This window comes from Terrihabitans soli, from assembly GCF_014191545.1.
GTDB lineage: Bacteria > Pseudomonadota > Alphaproteobacteria > Rhizobiales > Methylopilaceae > Flaviflagellibacter > Flaviflagellibacter soli.
In genome coordinates this window covers 535664-558918 of the sequence record NZ_AP023361.1, presented here as the reverse complement: position 1 = coordinate 558918, position 23255 = coordinate 535664, and the positions used below count along the sequence as shown (strand labels likewise).

Below are 23255 nucleotides of genomic sequence, written 5' to 3'. Positions count from 1 at the left end.
AGCCGATCGTGCGCGCTGAAGCGGTGCGAACCCGAGAGCCATTGGGCGAAATTGTCGGCACTCCAGACAACCCGCGGTCCGAAACCGCCGAAACGCTGCGCCTGCACAGAAAGTGACCGGGCGGAGGGCCTTCGCACCGCCGGAATGATCGCACGGGGTGCAGTTACGCCGGCTCGCGCGAACTTTGAGTCCAGTCGCCATCGCGTATCTGGCACCAGTTATTGCGGCAAACTGGACCTATCGGCGCATCGCGCCCGTCCTTACTGTGTTTGCTTGAAAAATCGGCCGCTGGCTCCAAACCTGCATGGCCGGTTCGGGGGCAGAGAATGCAGATACCCGTTCTCCTCGACCGCTCGCGCAGCGAGTCGCTGACGGCACAGCTCGTGGAGCAATTCCGCGACGCCATCCGCCATGGGCGCGTTGCGCCCGGCACGCGCCTGCCGTCGTCGCGGCGGCTCGCCGATCAGCTCGACATTGCCCGCAACACCGTCGTCCGCGCCTATGAGACGCTTGAGATCGAAGGCTATGTCGAAACGCGCGCGGCATCCGGCGTCTTCGCCGTGCACGAACTGCCCGATACGCTGATCCGCCCGCGCGCCATTCCGGCCGACACGCTGCCGCCCGAGACGGCACGGCCGATGCCCGCCCCGCTCTTTGCGGGCCGCGCGCAGAAACTCGTCGCGCAGAACCGCGGCCGGCTGTCTTTCGATTTTTTCCCGGGAAGGCCCAGCGCTTCGCTGTTTCCGATCAAAACCTGGCGCCGCCTTCTTCTCGGCGCGCTCTCGCATGGCGGGCCTGCGGGGCTCGCGCACTATTCCGATCCCACCGGACTTTTCGTATTGCGCTCAGCGATCGCAAACTATCTTTCGGCGACGCGCGGCATTGTCGCGGATCCCGGGCAGATCGTGGTCGTCAGCGGCATTCAGGAAGGCATCAGTCTCGCTTCTCAGCTTTTTCTGCGGCCGGGCGTTGCGGCGGCCATCGAGAACCCCTGCTATCAGGGCGCGGCGTTCACGTTCGAGGCGGCGGGCGCCGAGCTTTTGCCCATTCCCGTCGATGAAGACGGGCTCGTTGCGGCAGAGCTTCCCGAGCGCGATGTCGCACTTTTATATCTGACGCCCTCGCACCAATACCCGACCGGGCATACTTTATCGCTTGAGCGGCGTAAGGACATTGTTCTGTGGGCGCGGCGCAATGGCTGCTACCTTCTCGAGGACGATTACGACAGCGATTTCCGCTATGAGGGATCGCCGCTGCAGGCGGTCGCGGCGCTCGCGCCCGACTGCACGATCTATCTCGGCACGTTTTCCAAATCGCTCGGCGCCGGGCTTCGCCTCGGTTACATGGTCGTGCCCCCGCAGCTCATCGATGCCGTGCGCACCGCAAAAACCCTTCTCAACAACGGCAATCCCTGGCTTGAGCAGTCCGCTCTCGCCGAGTTCATTCGCTCCGGCAGCTATGCCGCGCATCTGATGCGCCTGCGCACGCAATACCGCGAAAGCCGCGACGTTCTCGTTCATGCGCTGCAGCGGCATTTCGGCGATGTCGAACTCTCGGGCGAGACCGGCGGCTTGCATATGCTCTGGCAATTGCCGCAGGGTGTGCCGGAGGCCAATGTTCTGGAGGCCTTGGCGCGCAAAGCGCGTGTCGGGATTTATCCGCTCGCCGCGGGCGGCGCTTACGATGCCCTGAGCGGAACATTGACGCGGCGCGGCATCGTGCTCGGCTATGCCTCGCTGACGCCTCGGCAGATCGAACAGGGCATTGCGCGCCTGTCCGATGCTGTCGACGACACGCTCGACGACCAGCCCGGCTTCGTCGATCAGCTGATGATCCACGAACCTCTGCGCCGCGCCCCGCGGGCCGAGCCGCGGCGCCGGACGCGTCCGGCCCCCAATTTCGTTCAGAAACCGGCCCTACGCGGTTCCGCTTCCCGTCGTGCAAAGTCCGGCGCGGACAAAACACGCGAGAGCACCAGCACCATGCCAGTCCTTCACGGCATTTATCGTTATCCGGTGAAAGGCCTCAGCGCCGAAGCGATGCCGGGCGTGCATCTCGAAGCCGGCAAACCCTTTCCGTTCGACCGCGTCTTCGCGCTGGCGCGGCCGGGCGTGCCGATCGACCAGGACGATCCGAAATGGGCCAAGAAGGGCCTGTTCGTGATGCTGATGCTCGATGAGGCGCTGGCGCAGGTGAAAACCCATCTCGATCACGAGACGCTGCACCTCACGGTGCTCAGCGGCAACAGCCAGATCCTGTCGGCCGATATTTCGACGGCAGACGGTCGCGCCGAAGTCGAGGATTTCTTCCACCGCCTGGTGCCGACCCTGCGCGGCGCCCCGCGCCTCGTGAAAAGCCGCGAGGGCCATTTCATGGACAAGCCCGATGCCGTCTTGTCGCTGATCAATCTGGCGACCGTCCGCCGCCTTGAGGAGCAATGGGGCGTCGAAATCGATCCCATCCGCTTCCGCGCTAATTTCTATATCGACGGTGCCGCCCCCTGGTCGGAGTTCGACTGGATCGGCAGCGATGTCGCCATCGGCGACGCGACGTTCAGGGTCGACCGGCGCAATGGCCGCTGCGGAGCTACCAATGTGAACCCCGCGACCGGCCGCCGGGACCTCGATATTCCGGCCTCGCTGCGGGCCGGCTTTGGACACAAGGATCTTGGGATTTACCTTGTGACCCGCAAAGCCGGGAAAGTGGTGGTCGGCGATCCGGTGGAGGTGCCCCTGGCCGAGGGGACCGCCCCCCTCGCCCCGCCCGTGGCGGTCCAGGCCGAGGCCGGACGGCGCTATATCTGCCGGGGCTGCTATTACATCTATGAGGAAAGCCAGGGACATCCCCCTCAGGGCGCCCAGCCGGGGACCCCCTTCGGGGAGGTCCGTCCCGGCTTCCGCTGCCCCGATTGCGGGACCGATAAATCGGCCTTCCGCCCCTATGTGACGCCCCTGTCCCGGGCTTCGGCCTGATTTAGGCCTTTCCTATTGGACAAATCGCGACTCGTCTGATATTCGCAGCCCCAATCGGCAGTGCCGGTTGCGGCGCCCCCGGGTGCTCACCCGCTGCCAAGTTCCTATAATTTTCAAAGGATGTGCTGCCCGTGCAGGTTCTCGTTCGCGACAACAACGTCGATCAGGCGCTCAAGGCGCTCAAAAAGAAGATGCAGCGTGAAGGCATCTTCCGTGAGATGAAGCTGCGCGGCCATTACGAGAAGCCCTCCGAGAAGAAGGCACGCGAGAAGGCGGAAGCCGTTCGCCGCGCCCGCAAGCTGGCCCGCAAGCGCGCCCAGCGCGAAGGCCTCATCCCGATGAAGAAGCCCGCCGCGCGCTAATTCGCGGCCTTCATTGCGAAAGCAGTTAGTAAGCGCCCGCGGGTCATACTCTCGGGCGCTTTTGCGTTGGGAGTCCCACTGTCGCCGCATTCGGGCCGCAGAGGATTTGCCCCGGGAAACCTGAAACCATGCCGCACACCGCCTCCGGACGACCGGTCAAGCGCCTGCTCCTTGCGGGCTGCGCTGCGCTTGTCCTGGGCGGCTGCGAGACGACCTCGTCGGGCGGCCCCAAGGTCAACACGGAAGTCGCCGCCTCATCGCAGGCCAATATCGCCTCGCTGTCGGATGTCGTTGCCCGCAATCCGCAGGATCCGCAGGCCTATAACACCCGCGGCTCGGCGCTGGCCCGCGCCGGCAAATACAAGGAAGCGATGCTCGATTTCGACACCGCTCTCCGCCTCGATCCGAACTTCGCCCAGGCCTATGCCAATCGCGGCCTTGCCCAGGTCAGCCTCGGCCAGCCGCAGCTGGCGATCGCCGATTACGAGCGCGCCATCACCGCCAATCCGAATTATGTCGCCGCCTATGTCGGCCGCGGGAACGTTTACCGCCAGGCGCGCCAGTTCGAGATGGCGATGAACGATTATAACCGCGCCATCCAGATCGACCGGCACAATGCCGAGGCCTATCACAATCGCGGCCTCGTCCAGCAGGCGCAGAACCAGCACATGTTCGCGGTCGAAGACTTCAACCGCGCCATCACGGCGGACGCCAATGCGACGCCGCCGCGCATTGCCCGCGGCTACTCGTACCTCGCGCTGAACGATCCGAAATCGGCGCTTGATGATTTCAACACTGCGCTTGCGACCTCAGGCAACGCTGTGGAAGCCTGGATCGGCCGTGGCCAGGCCTATGAAGCGCAGGGCGATCAGGAGCGCGCCAAGGCGTCTTACGCCCGCGCCGTGCAGGTCTCGCCGAAGAACACGGCGGCGCGCGATGCCTTCAACCGCACCGGCGGCAAAACCGGCCAGACCTACAATCTGATGAACTGATTTTCGGCTGGGCAAGCCAACAAAAAAGGGCGCCGCACGGCGCCCTTTTTGTTTGTCCCTCTGCAGCCGCTTAGTGGCCGAGGCCTTTGACGATCGAGTCGGTCATCTTCTTCGCATCGCCGAACAGCATCATCGTGTTCGGGCGGAAGAACAGCTCGTTCTCGACGCCGGCATAGCCGGAGCCCATGCCGCGCTTGATGAACAGAACCGTCTTCGCCTTTTCGACGTCAAGGATCGGCATGCCGTAGATCGAGGATTTCGGATCGGTCTTGGCGAGCGGGTTGGTCACGTCGTTCGCGCCGATGACGAAAGCCACGTCCGCCTGCGCGAACTCGGCATTGATGTCTTCGAGTTCGAAGACCTCGTCATAGGGCACGTTCGCTTCGGCGAGCAGCACGTTCATATGGCCGGGCATGCGGCCCGCGACCGGATGAATGGCGTATTTCACTTCGACGCCCGCCTTCTTCAGCAGGTCGGCCATTTCGCGCGTCGCATGCTGCGCCTGCGCCACCGCCATGCCGTAACCCGGCACGATGATGACCTTTTCGGCGTTCTTCATGATGAAGGCCGCGTCGTCCGCAGAACCCTGCTTGACGGGGCGCGTTTCGACCTTGCCGGTGCCCGCCGCAACCTCGCCGCCGAAGCCGCCGAGGATGACGGAGAAGAAGCTCCGGTTCATCGCCTTGCACATGATGTAGGAGAGGATCGCACCCGACGAGCCGACAAGCGCGCCGGTGATGATCAGCGCGAGATTGCCGAGCGTGAAGCCGATGCCGGCAGCCGCCCAACCCGAATAGGAGTTGAGCATCGACACGACGACCGGCATGTCCGCGCCGCCGATCGGGATGATGAGAGTGACGCCGAGAACGAGCGCCAGCGCCGCGATCGCCCAGAACACCAGATGGCTTTCGGTGACGAAGAAGACGCCGATCAGAACGACGATACCGGCGGCAAGCGCGATGTTCAGCAGATGGCGCGCCGGCAGAATGATCGGGGCGCCCGACATCATGGCGGCGAGCTTGAGGAAAGCGATGACCGAACCCGTGAACGTCATGGCGCCGATGGCGGCGCCGAGCGACATTTCGATCAGGCTCGAACCGTGGATCGAACCCGGTTCGCCGATACCGAACGCATCCGGCGCATAGAGCGCACCGGCAGCGACGAGCACCGCGGCAAGACCGACGAGCGAGTGGAAGGCCGCAACGAGCTGCGGCATGTCCGTCATGGCGATGCGCTTGGCGATCACCGCACCGATGATGCCGCCGATGGTGATGCCGCCGACGACAAGACCCCAGCCGAGCACGTCGGCCGGCGGCGAGATGACGAGCGTCGTGCCGATGGCAAGCGCCATGCCGATCATGCCGAACGTATTGCCCTGACGGGACGTCGTCGGATGCGAGAGACCGCGCAGCGCCAGGATGAAGAGGATGCCGGCGGCGAGGTAGAGGAACTGGGCGATATTGATGTTGATCACGGCGCTCAGCCCTTCTTCTTATACATTGCGAGCATGCGCTGCGTGACCAGGAAGCCGCCGAAGATGTTTACGGAGGCAAGGATCAGCGCGAAGAAGCCGAGCGCACGCGCCCAGACCGGGCCGTCGCCGCCGAGATCGAGCGAGACGCCGACCGAGAGCAGCGCGCCGACCACGATGACGGACGAGATGGCGTTGGTGACCGCCATCAGCGGCGTATGCAGCGCCGGCGTCACGCTCCACACCACGTAGTAACCGACGAAGATCGCGAGCACGAAGATCGCGAAGCGGAAAACGAACGGATCGATGCCGGTCGCGGCGTGCGCGGCGGCGGCGCCGGCGTCAGCGACGGCTTCCGGCGTTGCGGTCGCCTGAGCGAACTGAATCATGATCAGGCCCCCTTGGACTTGGACTTCGCAGCCGGCTTGTCGGCAGCAGACTTGGTGGCGGGTTTCTTGGCAGCCTTCGGCGCCGCAGGTTTGTCGCCTTCGGATTTTTCAGCCGCCGGCTTCTCGGCCTTGCCGCCGAAATTCGGATGAACGATCGCGCCGCCGCGCGTCAGCGCGGTCGCCTTCACGAGCTCGTCTTCCCAGTTGATGGCCAGCGCCTTCTTTTCCTTGTCGATCAGCGTTTCGACAAAGGCGAGAAGGTTCTTCGCATAAAGCGCCGAAGCGGACGCGGCGAGACGGCCGGCAACGTTTGCATGGCCGACGATCTTCACGCCGTTCACGTCCGCGATCTTGCCGAGCTTGACGCCTTCGACATTGCCGCCGCGTTCGACCGCAAGATCGACGATCACCGAACCCGGCTTCATCGACTTGATCATCGCGGAGGTGACGAGCACCGGCGCCGCGCGGCCCGGGATCAGCGCCGTCGTAATGACGACGTCCTGCTTGGCGATATGCGCGGCGACGAGTTCGGCCTGCTGCTTCTTATAATCGGTCGACATTTCCTTGGCGTAGCCGCCCGAGGTCTCGGCCTGTTTGAACTCTTCGTTCTCGACGGCGATGAACTTCGCGCCGAGCGATTCCACCTGTTCCTTCGTCGCCGGGCGGACGTCGGTCGCCGTGACGATGGCACCGAGGCGGCGGGCCGTGGCGATGGCCTGAAGGCCGGCAACGCCGACGCCCATGACGAAGACGCGCGCGGCGGGAATGGTGCCGGCGGCGGTCATCATCATCGGGAAAGCGCGGCCGTATTCGGCCGAGGCGTCGATCACCGCGCGGTAGCCCGCAAGGTTCGCCTGGGAGGAGAGGACGTCCATGACCTGGGCGCGCGTGATGCGCGGCATCAGTTCCATGGCAAACAGCACGGCATCGGTGCCGGCGATGGTTTTGAGCTCGGCCTCATTGCCGTAGGGATCGGCGATGGCGATGACGGCGGCGCCGTCATTGATGCCCTTGAGCTGGGCGGCCGTCGGACGGCGAACCGAGAAAACCACATCGGCCTTGGTCGCGGCTTTGCCGACGGCGACGATGTCGGCGCCGGCAGCCTTATACTCGGCGTCGAGAATGCCGGACTCTTCGCCCGCACCTTCCTCGATAACGATATCGGCGCCGAGAGCTTTCAGCTTCTTGACGGTTTCCGGGGTTGCGGCAACGCGCGCTTCATTGGCGTCGGTTTCAGCGAGAACGGCAATACGCATAGGGGATCAACCAGGTTCAGCCGGCCAAGAAGGCCCAGACGATGAGCAGGAAAACCAGCAGGCCGGTCACCGGGACGACGTTGTCGCGATAAAGGCCGTAAGCCAGCAGAATGAGCGACAGGACGATGCCGAAGGCGGTCCAGCCGAGATGGCCGGTCGTGCCCCAGATTCCAAGGGAAACGACGCCTGCGAGGATGGCCACGGTGCCGACTTTCGTCAGCTTCATGACGTTGAGATAGGTGCCCTCGTGCTCGGCATAATCATTGCCGGTCGCAGTCGCATATTCGACCTTGCCATGCTCGGCCATGACCTCTCCCCAGGTTGCAGATGGATTAAGTGCCGCCTTTAAAGGAAAGCACTCTGCAGGGCAACGCTCCCGCCACAAAATTGCCATCCGCGAGCGTGCGCCCCGTCGCCGCGCCCGAGAGGGCTTTTCTATCGCTCTATAGACTCAAGCACGGCAAGGATCCGGGCCCGGTCTTTCAGCAGCGAGCGATAGGCCGCCTGACCGTCGGAAAGGCCAAGAATTTCCTGTTTGATTCCCGCGGCCAAGCGCGCCCCTTCGGGATGGGTTTTCAGAGCCGCGACCGGATCAATATGGATGCGGATCGTGAACAGCACGTCCCCCGATATCGGGAGCCGCCGCAAGGTCTGCCGCTCCAGCCGGACATAGGGCGACAGCTCTCCCTCCGGCCAGGGATGGCCAACCGGATGGTGCAGCGCATTGTCGGGGTGGAGCGACCAGCCCATCCGCCAGACCGGTTTGTCGGCCGGCAGGTTCTCGAAGATGCGGGCCACCCGGCCGGAGAGGAAATCGGCATAGCCCGGCACCGGCGTATGCAGCCCGTCGAGCGTCTTGCCGAATTTGTCTTTCAGCGCCCAGGAGGACGGGAACGAGACCGAGCCGGCGGCGAAGCGGTAGCCGCCCTCGCCTTTCCGCATCAGCACAAGATCTTCCTGGATCAGCCGGGCGGCGCGAACGAATGGCGCCTCGCTCTCATCTTCAACATCAACATGAAGACCGGCGGGAACGACCTCCATCAAGCGCCCGTCGCGCCGATAGATTTGCGGAAAACGCGCGGGCAGATGATTGAGGAGAAGATCGAGAACTTCGGCTTGCGCGGCGCGCGTCGCGGGCTCTTCGCGAAACACCTCGTCGCGGTCTTCCGCGAGCAGACGCGCTTTTTCCTTCAAGTATTCCGGCAGCCTCGCATCGACCTCGATCCAGTCTTTTGGATCGAGCAGGTTCATGCCGATGGTGAACGGCTTGTAGGAGCCGGTGTAAGGCGTGTGGGTAAAGCCGGGCGGCTTGCCGGTCACGCCGTCTCCAGCGCCTCAAGCTCGCTGATCATCCGGTCGATCAGGCCGAGGCCCGTCTGCCAGAATTGCGGATCGCGCGCATCGAGACCGAACGGCGCGAGCAATTCGGAATGATGCTTGGTGCCGCCCGCCGACAGCAGCGCGAAATAGCGCTCGGCAAAACCCTCGTGTGATTTTTCATAAACCGCATAGAGCGAGTTCACGAGGCAATCGCCGAAGGCATAGGCATAGACATAGAAGGGCGAATGGATGAAGTGGCCGATATAGGTCCAGAACACTTCATAGCCCGGGTTGAAGCGGATCGCCGGCCCTAGACTCTCATGCTGGACTTCGAGCCAGATCTCGTTGAGGCGCTCGCTCGTCAGCTCGCCCGTCTCGCGGCGCTCGGTATGTACCTTGCGCTCGAAGGTATAGAACGCGATCTGGCGGACGACGGTGTTCAGCATGTCCTCGACCTTGGAGGCGAGAAGCGCTTTTTTCTGAACCGGGTCCGTCGTGCCGTCGAGAATCTTGCGGAAAGTCAGCATCTCGCCGAAGACGGATGCGGTTTCCGCAAGCGTCAGCGGCGTCGGCGCCATCAACGGGCCGTTCGGCGCGGCGAGCACCTGGTGCACGCCATGGCCGAGCTCATGCGCCAGCGTCATGACATCGCGCGGCTTGCCGAGATAATTGACCAGAACATAAGGATGCGCCGAGGGCGTCGTCGGATGGGCGAACGCGCCCGGCGATTTGCCCGGCCGTGCCGGCGCATCGATCCAGTTCTTGTCGAAGAACTGTTTGGCGATGTCCGACATTTGCGGCGAGAACCCGCCATAGGCCGACAGCACAGTGTCCCGCGCCTCGGTCCAGGAGATCGTGCGCTGCTCGACTTTCGGCAGCGGCGCGTTGCGGTCCCAATGTTCGAGCTTGTCCTTGCCGAACCATTTCGCCTTCAGCGCGTAATAGCGGTGCGACAGCCGCGGATAGGCGGCGCGGACTGCGGAAACCAGCGCTTCCACCACTTCCCGCTCGACACGGTTGGCGAGATGGCGCGAATCCGCAACATCCTCGAACGAGCGCCAGCGGTCGGAGATTTCCTTGTCCTTCGCCAGCGTGTTTGTGATCAGCGTAAAGACGCGCAAATTCTCCTTGAACACTTTGGCGAGCGCTTCGGACGCCGCTTTGCGCTTCTTCTCGTCCGGCTCCTGCATCAGATTGAGCGTGCGCTCGAGCGGCAGCGTCTCGCCGTCGACCTCGAAAGTGAGTGCGGCGATCGTTTCGTCGAAGAGGCGGTTCCAGGCGCCGCGGCCCGTCGTGTATTTTTCGTGGAAAAGCTGTTCAACGCGCGGCTCGAGCTGGTGCGGGCGTTCTTTCCGCACATCGTCGAAGAAGGGCTTGTAGCGGTCGAGCCCGGGAAGCTGCAGCGCATCATCCAGCACCGCATCTTCGATGCCGTTCAGTTCGAGCGCAAAAAACAGAAGATGCGACGACGCATTGGTCAGCTTCTCGGAAACATCGCCGTAAAATTTCGCCCGTTTGGGATCGGTCGTATCGCCTGAATAGACGAGCCCGGCATAAGAGCCGAGACGGCCCATGAGGTCGTCGAGCGCCTCATAATCCTTCACCGCTTCCAGCAGTCCCCTGGGATTGTCGGCGGCGAGCGTTGCGAGCTTGCCCTGATAGGTCTTGGCGAAAGCGGCGGCATCGGCATCCGAGCGCGCGAGGTCGGCCAGGAGTTCGGGCGCCTCAAGACCCTTATAGAGGTCGTCGAGATTCCATTCGGGCAGATCGCCAAGTTTGGGATCGGCGGTCTTCTCGGCGGAATCGAAAACGGGCTGTCGCACCTGGCAAATCACCTTGGACGTGGAAACCGTCCCAGCATATCGCGCCCGCCCGCTCCCGGATCAACCTTTCAGCGCGACAATTTCCCCGAATGGGACGGTTCAGCCCCAAATGTAAGCGTCTGTTTACGCTCAGCGGCCACGATGCCCGGCATGTCTGGGGCGAACTTGCGCATATGAGCGGCACGATTCTCATTGTTGACGACGATCCGGTGCAGCGCCGCCTGCTCGAGGGCATGGCGCGCCGCCTCGGCTATGAGGCGATCGTCCTCGACAACGGCCAGGAGGCGCTCAACCTCCTTGCCTCTCCAGGTCGCGGCGGCGTCGATGTTCTCGTACTCGATCTCGTCATGCCCGAGCTCGACGGCTTTGCCGTGATGGAGCGTCTCAACAAGGCGCAGATCGATATTCCGGTCATTGTGCAGACGGTGAACGGCTCGATCGATACGGTGATCTCGGCGATGCGCGCGGGAGCCATGGATTTCATGGTGAAGCCCGTCGGCCCCGAACGCTTTCAGGTTTCGATCCGCAACGCGCTGAAGACCGATGCGCTGGCGAGCGAGGTTCGCCGATTCCGTCGCCGCGCAGCCGGCACGCTGACCTTTGACGATCTCGAATCCAAAAGCGAAGCCATGAAGGCGGCGCTGCATCTCGGACGCAGAGCCGCCGCCTCGAACATTCCGGTTCTGCTCGAAGGTGAAACGGGCGTCGGCAAGGAACTCTTCGCGCGCGCCATTGCCGCGTCGGGCGATCGCGCCGGACGGCCTTTTGTGGCTGTGAATTGCGGGGCTATTCCTGGGAATCTCGTGGAAAGCGTCTTGTTCGGCCACGAAAAGGGCGCGTTCACCGGTGCCACCGAAAAGCACGCGGGCAAATTCGTCGAAGCCGATACCGGCACGCTGTTCCTCGACGAGATCGGCGAACTGCCGCCGGAAGCACAGGTCAAACTCCTGCGCGCCTTGCAGGAGGGCGAGGTCGATCCGGTCGGCGGGCGGCGTCCGGTGCGCGTCGATATCCGCATCGTCTCGGCGACCAATAGCGGCCTGATCGATCTCGTGAAGAAGGGCCTCTTCCGCGAAGACCTCTATTACCGTCTCGGCGTCTTCCCGATCGGAATTCCGCCGCTTCGCAATCGCCGTTCCGACATAAGGGCTTTGGCGCGCGGCTTTCTTGCGCGCTTTGCCGCCGAAGAAGGCCGCACCATCCGCTCGATCTCGCCTGCGGCGCTTTCGCTGCTCGAAGAACATTCCTGGCCGGGCAATGTCCGCCAGCTCGAAAATGCGGTGTTCCGCGCGGTCGTTCTTGCCGAGGGCGATGAGCTCACCGCTGCCGAATTTCCTCAAATCGCGTCGCAGCTTGGCATGGCTCCGAGCGAGCCCGTACGCCTGCCCGAACCGCAAGCGGCCCCCGCTCCGGCGCCTTTGCCGCGCAACGCCCTGATGCTGACGGGCATTCAAGGCCATGTGCGACCGTTTGCGGAAATTGAGCGCGATACGATTGCGAACGCGCTGAAGCATTATGAGGGGCAGATGACGGAAGTCGCCCGCCGTCTGGGCATCGGCCGTTCGACTCTTTATCGAAAGCTCAAAGAGCTCGACCTTGAGGGCGAAGCCGGCACGAGCACAAGTCCCGGTGCCGCCGCCTGACATTCCCGAATTTATGTCAGCGCCACTGACCCAATAATCGCTTCAAGAGCACGGCATGCGGGTGCTACGCTTCCTGAACAAGGGAGGGTTGGTTATGCGTAGCAATGCCGTGAAGCGTGCGAGACTGCTTGCGCTTTGTGCCCTGATGCTCGCCGGCGTTTTCGCCGGCGTCCACTCCGTCAAGGCAGATCCGGCGCGATCTCAGGTTTTGGCTTATTGCGAGGACTACGCGCGCGACTATGCAGACAGCAAAACCGGCGATCCCGGCCGCAGCGCTGCCCGCGGCGCCGGCCGCGGCGCCATCATCGGCGGCATTCTCGACGGCGATGACGGCGCCGGTCGCGGTGCGGCCATTGGCGCCGTGCGCGGTCTCTTCGGGTCGCGCGAGGGCGGCCGCAAATATGATCGCTATTACGATCAGGCGTTCAACCGATGCATGGCGGCGCGGTAGCGGACGAAAAGCACACCGAATTCCAACAGCATCGGCTGCTTAGGCAATTGGCACGCAACATCCTCACGGCAAACGGCGTTCACAAACATGGACGACGGTCCGCCGGGATTGAACGCGATGCGATTGCCGACACACTCAGACATTATTAGGGGCAAGTCACCGAACCTTGCCCATCGACTCGAATCGAGCGCCCGCGCTCAACCTCGAGAGGGAAGTCTGTGGCTCGCCGGACACGAAGCCTCCGGAAGCCGCTGCCTGACGTCGCGTTTGTGATTCCCAACTCACGCGCGGAAGGGCATAGACAGATTGGGGGCTTAGGAGAAACACGTATGCGCCTGTCGCAGTATACCGGGTTCTTGCTGGCGGGTGCCATGGCTCTGTCCGTGCCCGCTTATGCCCAGGATATGACTCCCGGAACTCTGCCGACACCTGATGCTCCGGCCGTGGAAGCGCCTGCTTCCGTTGTCGAAACGCCCGCTCCCGAAATCGTCCAGCAGCAGCCCGTTGCGCCTGAAGTGACCGCGCCGGAAGCGGCCGCACCCGAGCTTGCCCAACCGCAGCCTGAAGCGACTTCGCCGGAACTTGCGACGCAAGCCAGCACACCTGTCGCGCCGGGTGAAACCGTTGAGAACGTTCTGAACAAACGGCTTTCGGAACGCAAAGACGAGGCGGATGTTCTCGCCTTCTATGCGGCGCGCAAATTCGAACCGATCTGGGTTGCCGACGGAAAGCTGAACGCCAAAGCGCTCGGCGTCATTGACCGCATCAAGCGCGCCGATGAAGACGGCCTCGATCCCTCGGCTTTCGTCCTGCCCGATCCGCAAGCGACGGACGGATCTCCCGAACAGCTTGTCGCCGCCGAAATCGCGCTGTCGCGCGCGGTCGCGGCGTTTGCGCGCCAGGCGCAGGGCGGCCGGATGGAGCCGTCGACCCTTGGCCCGCTGGTCACACCGGAACCGACGCACCCGCGGCGCGCTGATGTGCTTGCGCTGATGGCGCGCGAGGACGGCGCAGCCGACTGGCTCGACACCTATAACCCGCCGCATGCCGGCTTCCGCGCGCTGAAGAAAAAACTCGCCGAACTGAAAGCCGCCGCGAACGAGCCGGTGCCGCCTCCGCCGCCGGAAATTCCGACGGCGAAGAAGAGCCTGAAGCCCGGCGGCTTCGATGAGCGCGTTGCCGTGCTGCGGCAGCGCATGGGCCTTCCGCCGGCGACGATGGAAGTCAGAACGGCCGATGGCGAAACCGCCGAAGTGACGAGCCGGTTCTACGATCCGGAACTCGCCGCCGCCGTCTCAGCATTCCAGAAGCGTCAGGGCCTCAACGCCGACGGCGTTCTCGGCAATCAGACTGTTGCGCTCCTCAACGAAGTCGCGACCGTGGTCGATCCGATCCCGCTCGTCGTCGTCAACATGGAGCGCTGGCGCTGGCTGCCGCGCAAACTCGGCCAGACCCATATCTTCGTGAACGTGCCGGAGTTCATGGCGCGCATCGTCCGCGACGGGAATACCGTGCATGAGACGCGCGTCATCACCGGCAGCAAGCAGAACCCCTCGCCGATCTTCTCCGACGAGATGGAGCACATCATCGTCAATCCGGCCTGGAACGTGCCGGCCTCGATCGCGATCAAGGAGATGCTGCCGCAGCTGCAGAAGGATCCGACCTATCTCGAGCGCCAGGGTTTCGAAGTGACGTTCGAGGGCCGCAGACCGCAGAAGAAGGTCGTCAACGGCTTCTGGGGCAGCCGTATGGTCGAGGTTCAGGGCAGCGGGATCGACTGGAACAGCATGAGCGTGGAGGACATGAACCGTGTCCGCATCCGCCAGCCGCCGGGCGAGCGCAACGCGCTCGGCCATATCAAATTCATGTTCCCGAACAAGCACTCGGTCTATCTGCACGACACACCGACCCGGAACCTGTTCGCGAAAGACATGCGGGCGCTCAGCCATGGCTGCATCCGCGTCCAGGACCCCTTCAAGCTGGCCGACGTTCTGCTCGAGGATACCGGGCTCGACGGCACCAAGCTGAAGGGCATGGTCGGCGGCGGGGAAGAGCGGAGAATCGATCTCGCGCACAAAATCCCCATTCACATTGCGTATTTTACCGCCGAAGTGGCTTCCGACGATACGCTCCTGACCCGCCCGGACGTCTACGGGACGGACAAGAAAATGAAGGCGGCTCTAGGACTTGGCGGGCAGGTGCAGGCCTCGGCCAAGCACTGATATTCACCGCCTTTTCGGGCTGGTCTAAATTGACTCGCCTCGTGGTCCGTTTTCCGCCATTTTTGTCCGGGCTAATGCTTGACTGTGGGTTTGAAGCAATGGGTTAGCGGTAAGGGTCCGTTAACGTGCTTCAGAAATAGTTAAGTTTTTCCGATCCCGCCCCGGACGGGGGCTATTGGTGGGAAATCGCCTGAAGTGAAACGGGTTTTTGCCGCGACGTCTGGTTCGCCCCGCCGGCTCACGCGCCTTTGCGCGTCGGCTGCGCTCGTGGGTGCGTTCGTCATTGCCGGCGCCGAAACCACGCAGACGGCCATCGCCAACGGCGATACGCGCACGCTCAGCTTCTACCACACGCATTCGCAGGAGCGGATCACCGTCACCTTCAAGCGCGAAGGCCGCTACGACAAAGACGGTCTGAAAAAGCTCAACCACTTCCTCCGCGACTGGCGGAACCAGAAGGAAACGACGATGGAGCCTCGGCTCTTCGACGTTGTCTGGGAAGTGCAGAAGGATGCCGGCTCGGACGCGCCGATCCAGATCATCTCGGCCTACCGCTCGCCGGAAACCAACGAAAAGCTGCGCTCGCGCTCGAAGGGCGTCGCCAAGCACAGCCAGCACATGCTCGGCCGCGCCATGGACATCCATGTGCCCGATGTCAGCATGGCGAAAATCCGCGAAGCTGGCCTGCGCCTGCAGCGCGGCGGCGTCGGCTTCTATCCGACTTCGGCAAAACCCTTCGTACATCTCGACGTCGGCAGCGTCCGCCACTGGCCGCGCATGACGCGCGATCAGCTCGTGCGCCTCTTCCCCGACGGCCGCACCGTGCATCTGCCGACCGACGGCATTCCGCTGAAGAACTACAAGCTCGCACTTGCCGATGTCGCCAAGAACGGCGGCACGGCGCGCGGCATGACCGATACGCAGATCGCCGAAGCGCAGCGCAATCAGGGCAAGGCCGGCACGACGTCCGGCGGCCGCGGTTTCCTCACCAAATTCCTTGCGGGTGACGACGAGGACGATGCACCGGGCGTACCGGGTCCGGACGAAGTCATGCCCGCATCCGCGCCGGAAGAAACACCGGCCGCCTACCAGGCGATCGCCGAAGCCGTGCCGATGCCGGCGCCGCGTCCGTCCGAAATGGGCGGCTCGACGGTCGTTGCCGCCTATGCGCCCGAACAGCCATTCCCGGCCGGTCCCGAAATGATCTGGCGCTCGGGCCCCGCTTCCTCGCCCGCTTATCCGCAGACGACGAATTCCGCCTCCGCGAACGGCGCGCCCATGCCGGCCCCCCGTCCGCAGACGACGCCTTACGCGCTCGCTTCCGTCGACAGCCGTATCGTGCAACCGAACCAGCCGATCACCGCCTCGCTGGCGCCGGGCGCAAGCCTTGCCGAAGAGCGCACCGCCGCCCTTCGCCTTCTCGGCCAGCTCGGCCAGAGCGCGGCGCCGTCGGCCGCGCCCCAGCAGCCGGCCGAGGGCGATGCCATCGGCCATATCCTTGCGGCGCATGATGCGTTCTCGCAGACGGCCTCCGTTCCGCAGGCCGCCCAGCGGCCCGCCAAGCAGCAGGCCTCGCGCATGCAGCTTGCGACGCTCGGTACGCAGCCGGTGGCCCTCACCGCGGGTGAAGCTCCGAAGCCGTCGCTGTCGCCGGTGCGCACCGCGCGTAACCCCGATCTCGATCTCAATCATCCGAACTTTGCGCGCGATGATCTGATTTCCGCGCCGACCGGCGGCGTGCTGTCGCTGCAGTTCGGCGGCAACCCGAATTCGGGCATGCGCAGCGACGCTTTCATGGGCTCCTCGGTCGCCGTTCTGCGCACCGTGAATTTCGGCCCGCAGCGCACCGCGCTCCTCACCAACCGCTAAATCTCAATCGTTTCCTAAACTACGGCCTCATCCTGAGGAGCGATGCGAAGCATCGCGTCTCGAAGGATGGGCAACGAACTCCACACTCGCCGCCCATCCTTCGAGACGGCGCTGACGTGCCTCCTCAGGATGAGGCCCGAAAAAAGAAAACCCTCCCCCGCGGGTCGCGGGAGAGGGTCTCAAACCGTCATGTGTGTGCGTGACGGCGGAGACTATTTCACCATGCCGAGCGCGGTCAGATAGAGGTCGAGGATCGCGTCCTGCTCCTCGCGTTCCGCCGCGTCCTGCTTGCGGATGGAGACCACTTTCCTGAGCACCTTGGTGTCGTAGCCGTTGGCCTTGGCCTCGGCATAGACCTCCTTGATGTCGTCGGAGATGCCCTTCTTCTCTTCTTCGAGACGCTCGACGCGTTCGATGATGGAAAGCAGCTGTTCCTTGGCAACGACCGATGCGTCCATGAGACTAAAAACCTTGCGCGAAAATCGGATGAGCCACTTTGTGGGCCCGCGCAGAGGTCGAAATCAAGCAATCAAAAAAGGCAAAAAGGCCACTGTGGAAAGCGGGCGTTTCTAGTGTTTTTGCTGGTTTGTGAACGCTTTTTGCTGGTCCGGCGAAGCCTCTTTCTGGTGCTTCGCTTTCCACTCGTCATAGGTCATGCCGTAGACGAGTTCGCGGCTTTCATCCTTGGTCATCGGCACGCCGCGCTCATCGGCGGCATCCTTCATCCAGTTCGACAGACAGTTCCGGCAAAAGCCGGCGAGGTTCATCATATCGATGTTCTGGACGTCCGTACGATTGCGCAGATGCTCGACCAGGCGCCGGAAGGCGGCGGCCTCAAGCTCGGTCTTGGTCTTGTCGTCGATCATCTCGTCCTCTCCTAAAACTAAACATCATTGGGAGGCGCCGTATGTCCGTGCCCGACCCGCGATCCGAAATGCTCGATCCGCGACAACGCCGGATCCTTCAGGATGGAGGTCAGCATGCGCGCCAGACGCTCCGCCCATTCCGCCTGACCATCCGGCTCTGAGATGAGGTCCTGACGCACCTCGATCAAGGCATGCGGCAGGCCGCGCAGCGTGCCGTGCCGGTACATGGTGTCGTTTTCCAGCGCCCCGTCATAGGGCTCGTTGTCACCGGTCACGAGGCCTTCGGCCTTCAGCTCCTCGATCAGCGGCCCGGCAAGACGGGGGTCCTTGTCCCACAAAAGCCCCGCCTGCCAGCGACGCGGCACGCCCTTCCAGCTCGGCGTAAAGGAATGGATCGAGACGAGAACCGGCACATCGCCGAGATCCAGCGCCTCGTCGATCAGGCCGGTGATGGCCGCATGATAGGGCTCGTAATAGGCCTGCATGCGCTTTGTGACCTCCTCCGGACCGATCCGCGCATTACCGGGAATGACCGAGCCGTCCGAGAGGCGCATCACAAGGGTCGGATCGTCGGGCCCGCGATTCGGATCGATCAGAAGGCGCGAGAATCCGCTGAGGACGGCATTTGCCCCCAAAATTTCGGCCAAGCGCCGCACGACACCGGCGGCCCCGATGTCATAGGCGATGTGGCGCTCGAATTCGGCCTCCGGCAACCCCAGGAGAGCGTAGTCCTTGGGCAGCGCGTTGGACGCGTGGTCGCACAGGATTAGCAGTCTGCGGTCTCGGGTTCCGGGCAGAACTTCGAACGGCGCGCGAAATATGTCCTGGACCGGGGGTCGGTTAAGCATGGCCCGAAAGCATAAAGAAAGCCGCGGCCCCGGTCATGCTCAGGACCCGTTTCCTGCGCCCCGATAACGCCTTTTTCCTCGCGCTTGAGTGGTTTTCCGCGCCCGTTTCGGGGACGTTCACATTGACACCGGCGCGGAAAAGACGGGATACAGAATGCAGTCTTGGGCTGACACGAGCCGATCACGGATGACGTCGATCTTTGCTCTTCGATGCCGGGCGTCGGGGCTGAGTTCCTACCTTCCGGCGCTGTGTGCATTGGTAATCTGTGCGTTCTCATCGACTGCGGCTCTCGCGGTCGATTTCCGCTTGTGCAATTCCACCAAAAGCCGCGTCGGCGTCGCTGTCGGTTACAAGGACGGCGAAAGCTGGGTCACCGAGGGCTGGTGGAATGTGGCGGCCGCAAGCTGCGAGACCCTGCTAAAAGGCCCCCTCGTCGCGCGCTATTATTACGTCTACGCGCTCGACTACGACCATGGCGGCGAATGGGGCGGCTCCGCCTTCATGTGCACCAAGGAAAAAGAGTTCACGATCAAAGGCATCGATAACTGCCTCGCCCGCAACTACAATCGCACCGGCTTTTTCGAGATCGATACGGGCGAACAGCGCAGCTGGACCGTCCAGCTCACCGAAGGCGGCATGGGCGGCAACGATCAGGGCGCCGACGCCTCCGCCGGCCGCTCCAGCACCACCGCTCCTTAAATTTTCTAGAGCGCTTCGCCGCGCACTTTGCCGACGAGAGCATCGACCTCGTCCTTCAGTCCGTCGAGATGCGGATGGATCGCCAGCGCCCGGCGATAGGCTTCGAGCGCTTTCCGGTCATCGCCCGTCTGCTGAAGAATACGGCCGAGGCCGGCCCAGGCTCCGTAATGACGCGGCTCGTAGCGCAGCGTCTCGCGGATGGCGCTCATGGCGCTGACATAGTCGCCGCGCAGGAAATAAAGCGTCGCGCGCTTGTTCCAGCCTTCCGCATAATCGGGCTTGGCCTGCAGCGCGGCTTCGAGAAGCTTCAGCGCGCCGGCCTGATCCTCGCCGGCCACGAGCTCTTCGGCGCGCAGCGTCAGAAGATCGGCAGTGTCGCTGCCGGAATGGCCCCACAATTCGTCGATCGTGCGCTCATAGCGCTTGGCGTCTTCGACGGTCTTGGCGGCGGCCAGCCGGTCGAACAGGCGATCGAGCCGCGCTTCGCGGTCATTGCCGATCGGTTCGTTCTGCTCCGGCATACCGAGATCGGCGTCGAGCAGAGGATCGGGCTGGGCGGCCGACTGAGCGCCAGAGGTCTGAGCGAAGGACGGCGCGGTCGCGAGCGCAAGTAAAAGGCAGGCAAGTGAAAACCGCGCGGTCATGCACCCAAGCTAGGGTGCATCCGCAAGATCGTCAAAGTCGAAATGGGGATATCAGCCCTGACGGGCTTTGAAGCGCTTCTGCGTCTTGTTGATGATGTAGACGCGGCCTTTGCGACGCACGATGCGGTTATCCCGATGGCGGCCGCGCAGCGACTTCAAGGAATTGCGGATTTTCATCGGTCGTCTGCCTAAATCGAAGTGCTAGCAAATGGTTTGCCGCCGCAAGAAGCGGTTGCTCACATATAGCGAACATCGGCTGTGGCGGGCCTTCTAGGCCAAAGAGCCATGAAAAGCAACCCGTCAGCCCTAGCCCCCGGACCCTCTTGAGACTTTGGACGAACAACCCCAAAGTCTGCGCCCCCGGGAGGGCTGTTCATGTTCGGATTTGATCTTTTTGCCCTGGTCTTTTTGGGTCTTGCGATCCTCACCGTCTTTGCGGGGGTCAAGACCGTCCCTCAGGGCTACAATTACACCGTCGAGCGCTTCCAGAAATACCTGAAAACCCTGACTCCAGGCCTGACCATCATCATCCCCTTCATCGACAAGATCGGCCGGCGGGTGAACATGATGGAACAGGTGCTCGATATTCCGAGCCAGGAAGTCATCACGCGCGACAACGCCACCGTCCAGGTCGACGGCGTTAACTTTTACCAGGTCGTGGACGCCGCCCGGGCGAGCTACGAAGTAACCAATCTCGAATCCGCGATCCTCAATCTCACCATGACCAATATCCGCTCGGTCATGGGGTCGATGGACCTCGACCATGTCCTCTCCCAGCGCGACGAGATCAATGACCGGCTGCTGAAGGTCGTCGATGCCGCGGCCGCCCCCTGGGGCGTGAAAGTCACCCGCATCGAGATCAAGGATATCCGCCCGCCGCAGGATCTCGTCCTTGCCATGGGCCGCCAGATGAAGGCCGAACGCGAAAAACGCGCGGTGATTTTGGAAGCCGAAGGCAAGAAGCAGTCGCAGATCCTTGAGGCCGAAGGCCGCAAGGAAGCCGCCTTCCGCGATGCCGAAGGCCGCGAGCGCTCGGCCGAAGCCGAGGCCAAAGCAACGGCCGTCGTGTCCGAGGCCGTGGCGCGCGGCGATCTTGCCGCGCTGAACTATTTCATCGCCGACAAATATGTCGATGCGCTCGGAAAGCTTGCGACCTCGCCCAATCAGAAGACGCTGATCCTGCCGATCGAAGCGACGGCCATCATCGGCTCGCTCGCCGGCATCGCCGAGATCGCCAAATCTGCAATCGAGAGCAATCGTCCTGACCAGGCGCCGCCATCGCGTCCGCGCAATTCGGTGCCCCCGGTGTCCGGACCGTCTACATGATCCTCGATCTCATCAAGACGCTCGGTGTCTGGAACTGGTTCGTCCTCGGCCTGATCCTGCTCGGCATCGAGCTTCTGGTGCCCGGCACGTTCATGCTGTGGCTCGGCATCGCCGCGCTTCTGACCGGCGCGGTGACACTCATCATCGGCATTGGCTGGCAGGTGCAATTGATCGCTTTTGCGATCCTGTCGGTGCTTGCCGTGATCGGCTGGTGGGTCTATCCGAGCCGCGCCAAAAAGGACGGCTCGGAGCCCGTTCTGCACCGGAGAGCCGATCTGCATATCGGCCGCGTCTTTACGCTGGAAGAGCCGATTGTCGGCGGCTTGGGCCGCGTGCACATCGATGACTCGATCTGGCGGATTTCCGGCGATGATCTTCCGGCGGGCAGCAAAGTGCGCGTGGCGTCAACCGACGGCGCGCTGCTGAAAGTGGTGCCGGCTTAAGGCGCGAGTTCCGAAGGAACCGGCGGCGCTTCCGACATCAGCGTGATGGTCACGCGGCGATTGGCCGGAAGGAACGGATTGTCCGGATAGAGCGGCTGCGTGTCCGCCTTGCCGGTGATCGCCGAGAAACGATCCATCTGCAGGCCGTTTTCGGCCAGGATGCGGCGCACGGAATTGGCGCGGTCGGCCGAGATTTCCCACGGACCGTAACCGGGGCCCGGCACTGCCTGGCTTTCCGCCGTGTGGCCGGTGATCGAGATGCGCTGCGGCAGCGCGCGCAGAACCGGCGTCAGGCGCACAAGCGCCGCGCGCACGCGGTCATAGGGCTCTTTCGAGCCTTCCGGGAACATCGAGCGCCCGTCCTGATCCATCAGCTGGATCTCAAGGCCCTCATTGGTCTGCTCGATCAGAATATTCTGCGAAATCTCAGCGATTTCAGGCATGTCCTGCAGCGCCTGGCGCAAGGTCGTCGCGGCCGTCGAGAACTGCTGGTCGCTGCCCGCCTTGAGCCGGCCGCGGTCGAATTCCTTGATGATCGGGCCGGGCTGCTGTGTCGAGTCGACCGGATTGGTCATTGCGACATGCTTGGGGAAGCTGCGCACCGGCAGGCCGTTGATTTCCATCACGCCGCCGTTGACGACCTTGTCGGTCTGTACGCCGAAGGCTTCGCGGATCGAGCCGAGCGCCTGTTTCATCTTCTCCTGATTCATCGTGGAGAAGGCGGCGATCATGACGAAGAACGCCATGAGCAGGCCCATCAAATCGGCGAAGGTAACGTACCAGCCATGGCCGCCGCCATGGGCTTCGGCTTTGCGCTTCTTGCCCATCAGGCCGCCTCGTCGAGTTCATCCTCGCGGTCGCGGTGCTTCTCAGGCAGATAGGCCTGAAGCATTTCGCGCACCAGCGCCGGGCTCTTCGCATCGCGGATCTGCAGGATGCCGTCGATGATCAGAGTCTGGTTGAGGTCTTCTTCGGCGAATTTCAGATGCAGTTTGTCGGCGATGGGCATGCAGATGAAGTTCTGAACCAGCGCGCCGTAGAGCGTAGCGCACAGCGCGATGGCCATGTACGGACCGAGCGTCGACGGGTCGGCCATGTTGGCGAACATCTGCACCATGCCGATCAGCGTGCCGACCATGCCGAAGGCCGGGGCGCAGTCGGCGATCGAACGGAAAATCTTTTCGCCTTCCGACAGGCGGCCAAGCAGAAGATCGCGTTCGCGCTCAAGGCTGTCGCGAATGAAATCGGCGTCATAGCCGTCGGCGATGTAGCGGACGCCTTTGGCGAGGAAGGGATCGGAGGTCTTGGCGTTTTCGAGCGCCAGCGGGCCCTGCTTGCGGACGAGTTCGGCCAGCGAGCCGATCTCGTCGATCAGGCCGCGGGTCGTCACTTTGCGCATGGTGAAGGTGTATTTCAGGCCGACCGGAAGGCCGTGCAGGATCGCATGCAGCGGAAAGCGCACCAGCGTCGCCGCCAAGGCGCCGCCGAACACACAAATCGCCGCGTGGCTGTCGATAAGGGCCCCCGCATCGCCACCCATGACGGCGAGCAGCAGGACGATGCCGAAGGCACCGGCCAGACCCAAAATTGATGCTATGTCCATGTACCCAACCCGGGAAAAACGCCCCTCTACTGGCGGGACATTAGGCAGGGTTTCT

Annotated in this window: 23 protein-coding genes; 10 read left to right on the top strand and 13 right to left on the bottom strand. The window is 63.2% G+C overall.

Features of this window, described 5'->3' with window-relative positions; all coding sequences use genetic code 11:
• Positions 1–326: 326 nt before the first annotated feature.
• The 3 genes from pdxR to IZ6_RS02875 all read left to right on the top strand — a co-directional run bounded on the left by pdxR (position 327) and on the right by IZ6_RS02875 (position 4326).
• Positions 327–2972, top strand: a complete 2646-nt coding sequence (gene pdxR, locus IZ6_RS02885) for a MocR-like pyridoxine biosynthesis transcription factor PdxR (RefSeq protein ID WP_222876513.1) — start codon at positions 327–329, stop codon at positions 2970–2972.
• A 131-nt stretch (positions 2973–3103) separates the two neighbouring features.
• Complete coding sequence (gene rpsU, locus IZ6_RS02880; protein ID WP_114958714.1) at positions 3104–3334, top strand: 30S ribosomal protein S21; 231 nt, start codon at positions 3104–3106, stop codon at positions 3332–3334.
• A 128-nt stretch (positions 3335–3462) separates the two neighbouring features.
• A complete protein-coding gene (locus IZ6_RS02875; protein ID WP_222876512.1) occupies positions 3463–4326 on the top strand; it encodes a tetratricopeptide repeat protein in 864 nt (287 codons plus the stop codon).
• A 70-nt stretch (positions 4327–4396) separates the two neighbouring features.
• On the opposite strand, the gene IZ6_RS02870 is transcribed toward IZ6_RS02875, so the two are convergent.
• From IZ6_RS02870 to IZ6_RS02845, 6 genes are all read right to left on the bottom strand, one after another.
• The gene (locus IZ6_RS02870; protein WP_222877524.1) at positions 4397–5797 is read right to left on the bottom strand and encodes an NAD(P)(+) transhydrogenase (Re/Si-specific) subunit beta; all 1401 of its coding nucleotides are present in this window, start codon (positions 5795–5797) and stop codon (positions 4397–4399) included.
• Between the two features lie 8 nt (positions 5798–5805).
• On the bottom strand, positions 5806–6186 hold the full coding sequence (locus IZ6_RS02865) for a proton-translocating transhydrogenase family protein (protein WP_222876511.1): 381 nt from the start codon (positions 6184–6186) through the stop codon (positions 5806–5808).
• A 2-nt stretch (positions 6187–6188) separates the two neighbouring features.
• Entirely contained in the window at positions 6189–7442 is a 1254-nt protein-coding gene (locus tag IZ6_RS02860; RefSeq protein WP_222876510.1) for a Re/Si-specific NAD(P)(+) transhydrogenase subunit alpha, read from the bottom strand.
• 16 nt (positions 7443–7458) lie between these two features.
• A complete protein-coding gene (locus IZ6_RS02855; RefSeq protein ID WP_222876509.1) occupies positions 7459–7749 on the bottom strand; it encodes an aa3-type cytochrome c oxidase subunit IV in 291 nt (96 codons plus the stop codon).
• Between the two features lie 128 nt (positions 7750–7877).
• Entirely contained in the window at positions 7878–8762 is an 885-nt protein-coding gene (locus tag IZ6_RS02850) for a heme-dependent oxidative N-demethylase family protein (RefSeq protein ID WP_225873981.1), read from the bottom strand.
• Positions 8759–10585 (bottom strand): M3 family oligoendopeptidase, encoded by a 1827-nt coding sequence (locus IZ6_RS02845; RefSeq protein ID WP_225873980.1) that lies wholly within the window; start codon positions 10583–10585, stop codon positions 8759–8761. Before IZ6_RS02845 ends, IZ6_RS02850 begins: the two co-directional genes overlap by 4 nt.
• Positions 10586–10758: 173 nt before the next feature.
• Here IZ6_RS02845 and IZ6_RS02840 point away from each other — a divergent pair, with 173 nt between their 5' ends.
• The 4 genes from IZ6_RS02840 to IZ6_RS02825 all read left to right on the top strand — a co-directional run bounded on the left by IZ6_RS02840 (position 10759) and on the right by IZ6_RS02825 (position 16770).
• On the top strand, positions 10759–12228 hold the full coding sequence (locus IZ6_RS02840; RefSeq protein ID WP_222877521.1) for a sigma-54-dependent transcriptional regulator: 1470 nt from the start codon (positions 10759–10761) through the stop codon (positions 12226–12228).
• 94 nt (positions 12229–12322) lie between these two features.
• Complete coding sequence (locus IZ6_RS02835; protein WP_222876508.1) at positions 12323–12679, top strand: hypothetical protein; 357 nt, start codon at positions 12323–12325, stop codon at positions 12677–12679.
• Positions 12680–13008: 329 nt separating this feature from the next.
• On the top strand, positions 13009–14901 hold the full coding sequence (locus IZ6_RS02830) for a L,D-transpeptidase family protein (protein ID WP_222876507.1): 1893 nt from the start codon (positions 13009–13011) through the stop codon (positions 14899–14901).
• Between the two features lie 267 nt (positions 14902–15168).
• Complete coding sequence (locus IZ6_RS02825; RefSeq protein ID WP_225873979.1) at positions 15169–16770, top strand: peptidoglycan L,D-endopeptidase MepK; 1602 nt, start codon at positions 15169–15171, stop codon at positions 16768–16770.
• Between the two features lie 212 nt (positions 16771–16982).
• On the opposite strand, the gene IZ6_RS02820 is transcribed toward IZ6_RS02825, so the two are convergent.
• The 3 genes from IZ6_RS02820 to IZ6_RS02810 all read right to left on the bottom strand — a co-directional run bounded on the left by IZ6_RS02820 (position 16983) and on the right by IZ6_RS02810 (position 18484).
• On the bottom strand, positions 16983–17228 hold the full coding sequence (locus tag IZ6_RS02820) for a DUF2312 domain-containing protein (protein WP_222876505.1): 246 nt from the start codon (positions 17226–17228) through the stop codon (positions 16983–16985).
• A gap of 111 nt (positions 17229–17339) precedes the next feature.
• The gene (locus IZ6_RS02815) at positions 17340–17636 is read right to left on the bottom strand and encodes a DUF1244 domain-containing protein (RefSeq protein ID WP_222876504.1); all 297 of its coding nucleotides are present in this window, start codon (positions 17634–17636) and stop codon (positions 17340–17342) included.
• 17 nt (positions 17637–17653) lie between these two features.
• Positions 17654–18484 carry an N-formylglutamate amidohydrolase gene (locus IZ6_RS02810; protein WP_222876503.1) on the bottom strand — a complete coding sequence of 277 codons (831 nt, stop codon included), beginning with the start codon at positions 18482–18484 and terminating at the stop codon, positions 17654–17656.
• A gap of 187 nt (positions 18485–18671) precedes the next feature.
• Here IZ6_RS02810 and IZ6_RS02805 point away from each other — a divergent pair, with 187 nt between their 5' ends.
• Positions 18672–19184 (top strand): DUF1036 domain-containing protein, encoded by a 513-nt coding sequence (locus IZ6_RS02805; RefSeq protein WP_222877520.1) that lies wholly within the window; start codon positions 18672–18674, stop codon positions 19182–19184.
• Positions 19185–19189: 5 nt separating this feature from the next.
• Here the strand turns inward: IZ6_RS02805 and IZ6_RS02800 are convergent, their stop codons facing one another.
• Both IZ6_RS02800 and ykgO read right to left on the bottom strand, forming a co-directional pair.
• A complete protein-coding gene (locus tag IZ6_RS02800; RefSeq protein WP_222876502.1) occupies positions 19190–19828 on the bottom strand; it encodes a tetratricopeptide repeat protein in 639 nt (212 codons plus the stop codon).
• A 51-nt stretch (positions 19829–19879) separates the two neighbouring features.
• Positions 19880–20005, bottom strand: coding sequence for a type B 50S ribosomal protein L36 (gene ykgO / locus IZ6_RS02795; RefSeq protein ID WP_222876501.1), 126 nt, complete (start codon positions 20003–20005; stop codon positions 19880–19882).
• Positions 20006–20203: 198 nt separating this feature from the next.
• Here ykgO and IZ6_RS02790 point away from each other — a divergent pair, with 198 nt between their 5' ends.
• Positions 20204–21154: an SPFH domain-containing protein gene (locus tag IZ6_RS02790; protein ID WP_222876500.1), complete on the top strand. Its 951-nt coding sequence runs from the start codon at positions 20204–20206 to the stop codon at positions 21152–21154.
• The gene (locus IZ6_RS02785; protein WP_222876499.1) at positions 21151–21597 is read left to right on the top strand and encodes an NfeD family protein; all 447 of its coding nucleotides are present in this window, start codon (positions 21151–21153) and stop codon (positions 21595–21597) included. The genes IZ6_RS02790 and IZ6_RS02785 overlap by 4 nt, the downstream gene beginning before the upstream one ends.
• Here the strand turns inward: IZ6_RS02785 and IZ6_RS02780 are convergent.
• Complete coding sequence (locus IZ6_RS02780; protein WP_222876498.1) at positions 21594–22424, bottom strand: OmpA/MotB family protein; 831 nt, start codon at positions 22422–22424, stop codon at positions 21594–21596. The two genes, IZ6_RS02785 and IZ6_RS02780, sit on opposite strands and share 4 nt — an antisense overlap.
• Positions 22424–23200 (bottom strand): motility protein A, encoded by a 777-nt coding sequence (locus tag IZ6_RS02775; RefSeq protein WP_222876497.1) that lies wholly within the window; start codon positions 23198–23200, stop codon positions 22424–22426. Before IZ6_RS02775 ends, IZ6_RS02780 begins: the two co-directional genes overlap by 1 nt.
• Between the last annotated feature and the right edge of the window lie 55 nt (positions 23201–23255).

Bases quoted from the DNA above. Each gene is read 5' to 3' on its own strand.
- IZ6_RS02790 (WP_222876500.1), top strand. From the start codon at position 20,204: ATGTTCGGATTTGATCTTTTTGCCCTGGTCTTTTTGGGTCTTGCGATC.
- IZ6_RS02855 (WP_222876509.1), bottom strand. From the start codon at position 7,749: ATGGCCGAGCATGGCAAGGTCGAATATGCGACTGCGACCGGCAATGAT.
- IZ6_RS02780 (WP_222876498.1), bottom strand. From the start codon at position 22,424: ATGGGCAAGAAGCGCAAAGCCGAAGCCCATGGCGGCGGCCATGGCTGG.
- IZ6_RS02820 (WP_222876505.1), bottom strand. From the start codon at position 17,228: ATGGACGCATCGGTCGTTGCCAAGGAACAGCTGCTTTCCATCATCGAA.
- ykgO (WP_222876501.1), bottom strand. From the start codon at position 20,005: ATGAAAATCCGCAATTCCTTGAAGTCGCTGCGCGGCCGCCATCGGGAT.
- pdxR (WP_222876513.1), top strand. From the start codon at position 327: ATGCAGATACCCGTTCTCCTCGACCGCTCGCGCAGCGAGTCGCTGACG.
- IZ6_RS02840 (WP_222877521.1), top strand. From the start codon at position 10,759: ATGAGCGGCACGATTCTCATTGTTGACGACGATCCGGTGCAGCGCCGC.
- IZ6_RS02805 (WP_222877520.1), top strand. From the start codon at position 18,672: ATGACGTCGATCTTTGCTCTTCGATGCCGGGCGTCGGGGCTGAGTTCC.
- IZ6_RS02835 (WP_222876508.1), top strand. From the start codon at position 12,323: ATGCGTAGCAATGCCGTGAAGCGTGCGAGACTGCTTGCGCTTTGTGCC.
- IZ6_RS02865 (WP_222876511.1), bottom strand. From the start codon at position 6,186: ATGATTCAGTTCGCTCAGGCGACCGCAACGCCGGAAGCCGTCGCTGAC.
- IZ6_RS02875 (WP_222876512.1), top strand. From the start codon at position 3,463: ATGCCGCACACCGCCTCCGGACGACCGGTCAAGCGCCTGCTCCTTGCG.
- IZ6_RS02815 (WP_222876504.1), bottom strand. From the start codon at position 17,636: ATGATCGACGACAAGACCAAGACCGAGCTTGAGGCCGCCGCCTTCCGG.
- IZ6_RS02775 (WP_222876497.1), bottom strand. From the start codon at position 23,200: ATGGACATAGCATCAATTTTGGGTCTGGCCGGTGCCTTCGGCATCGTC.
- IZ6_RS02810 (WP_222876503.1), bottom strand. From the start codon at position 18,484: ATGCTTAACCGACCCCCGGTCCAGGACATATTTCGCGCGCCGTTCGAA.
- IZ6_RS02830 (WP_222876507.1), top strand. From the start codon at position 13,009: ATGCGCCTGTCGCAGTATACCGGGTTCTTGCTGGCGGGTGCCATGGCT.
- IZ6_RS02785 (WP_222876499.1), top strand. From the start codon at position 21,151: ATGATCCTCGATCTCATCAAGACGCTCGGTGTCTGGAACTGGTTCGTC.
- IZ6_RS02800 (WP_222876502.1), bottom strand. From the start codon at position 19,828: ATGACCGCGCGGTTTTCACTTGCCTGCCTTTTACTTGCGCTCGCGACC.
- IZ6_RS02860 (WP_222876510.1), bottom strand. From the start codon at position 7,442: ATGCGTATTGCCGTTCTCGCTGAAACCGACGCCAATGAAGCGCGCGTT.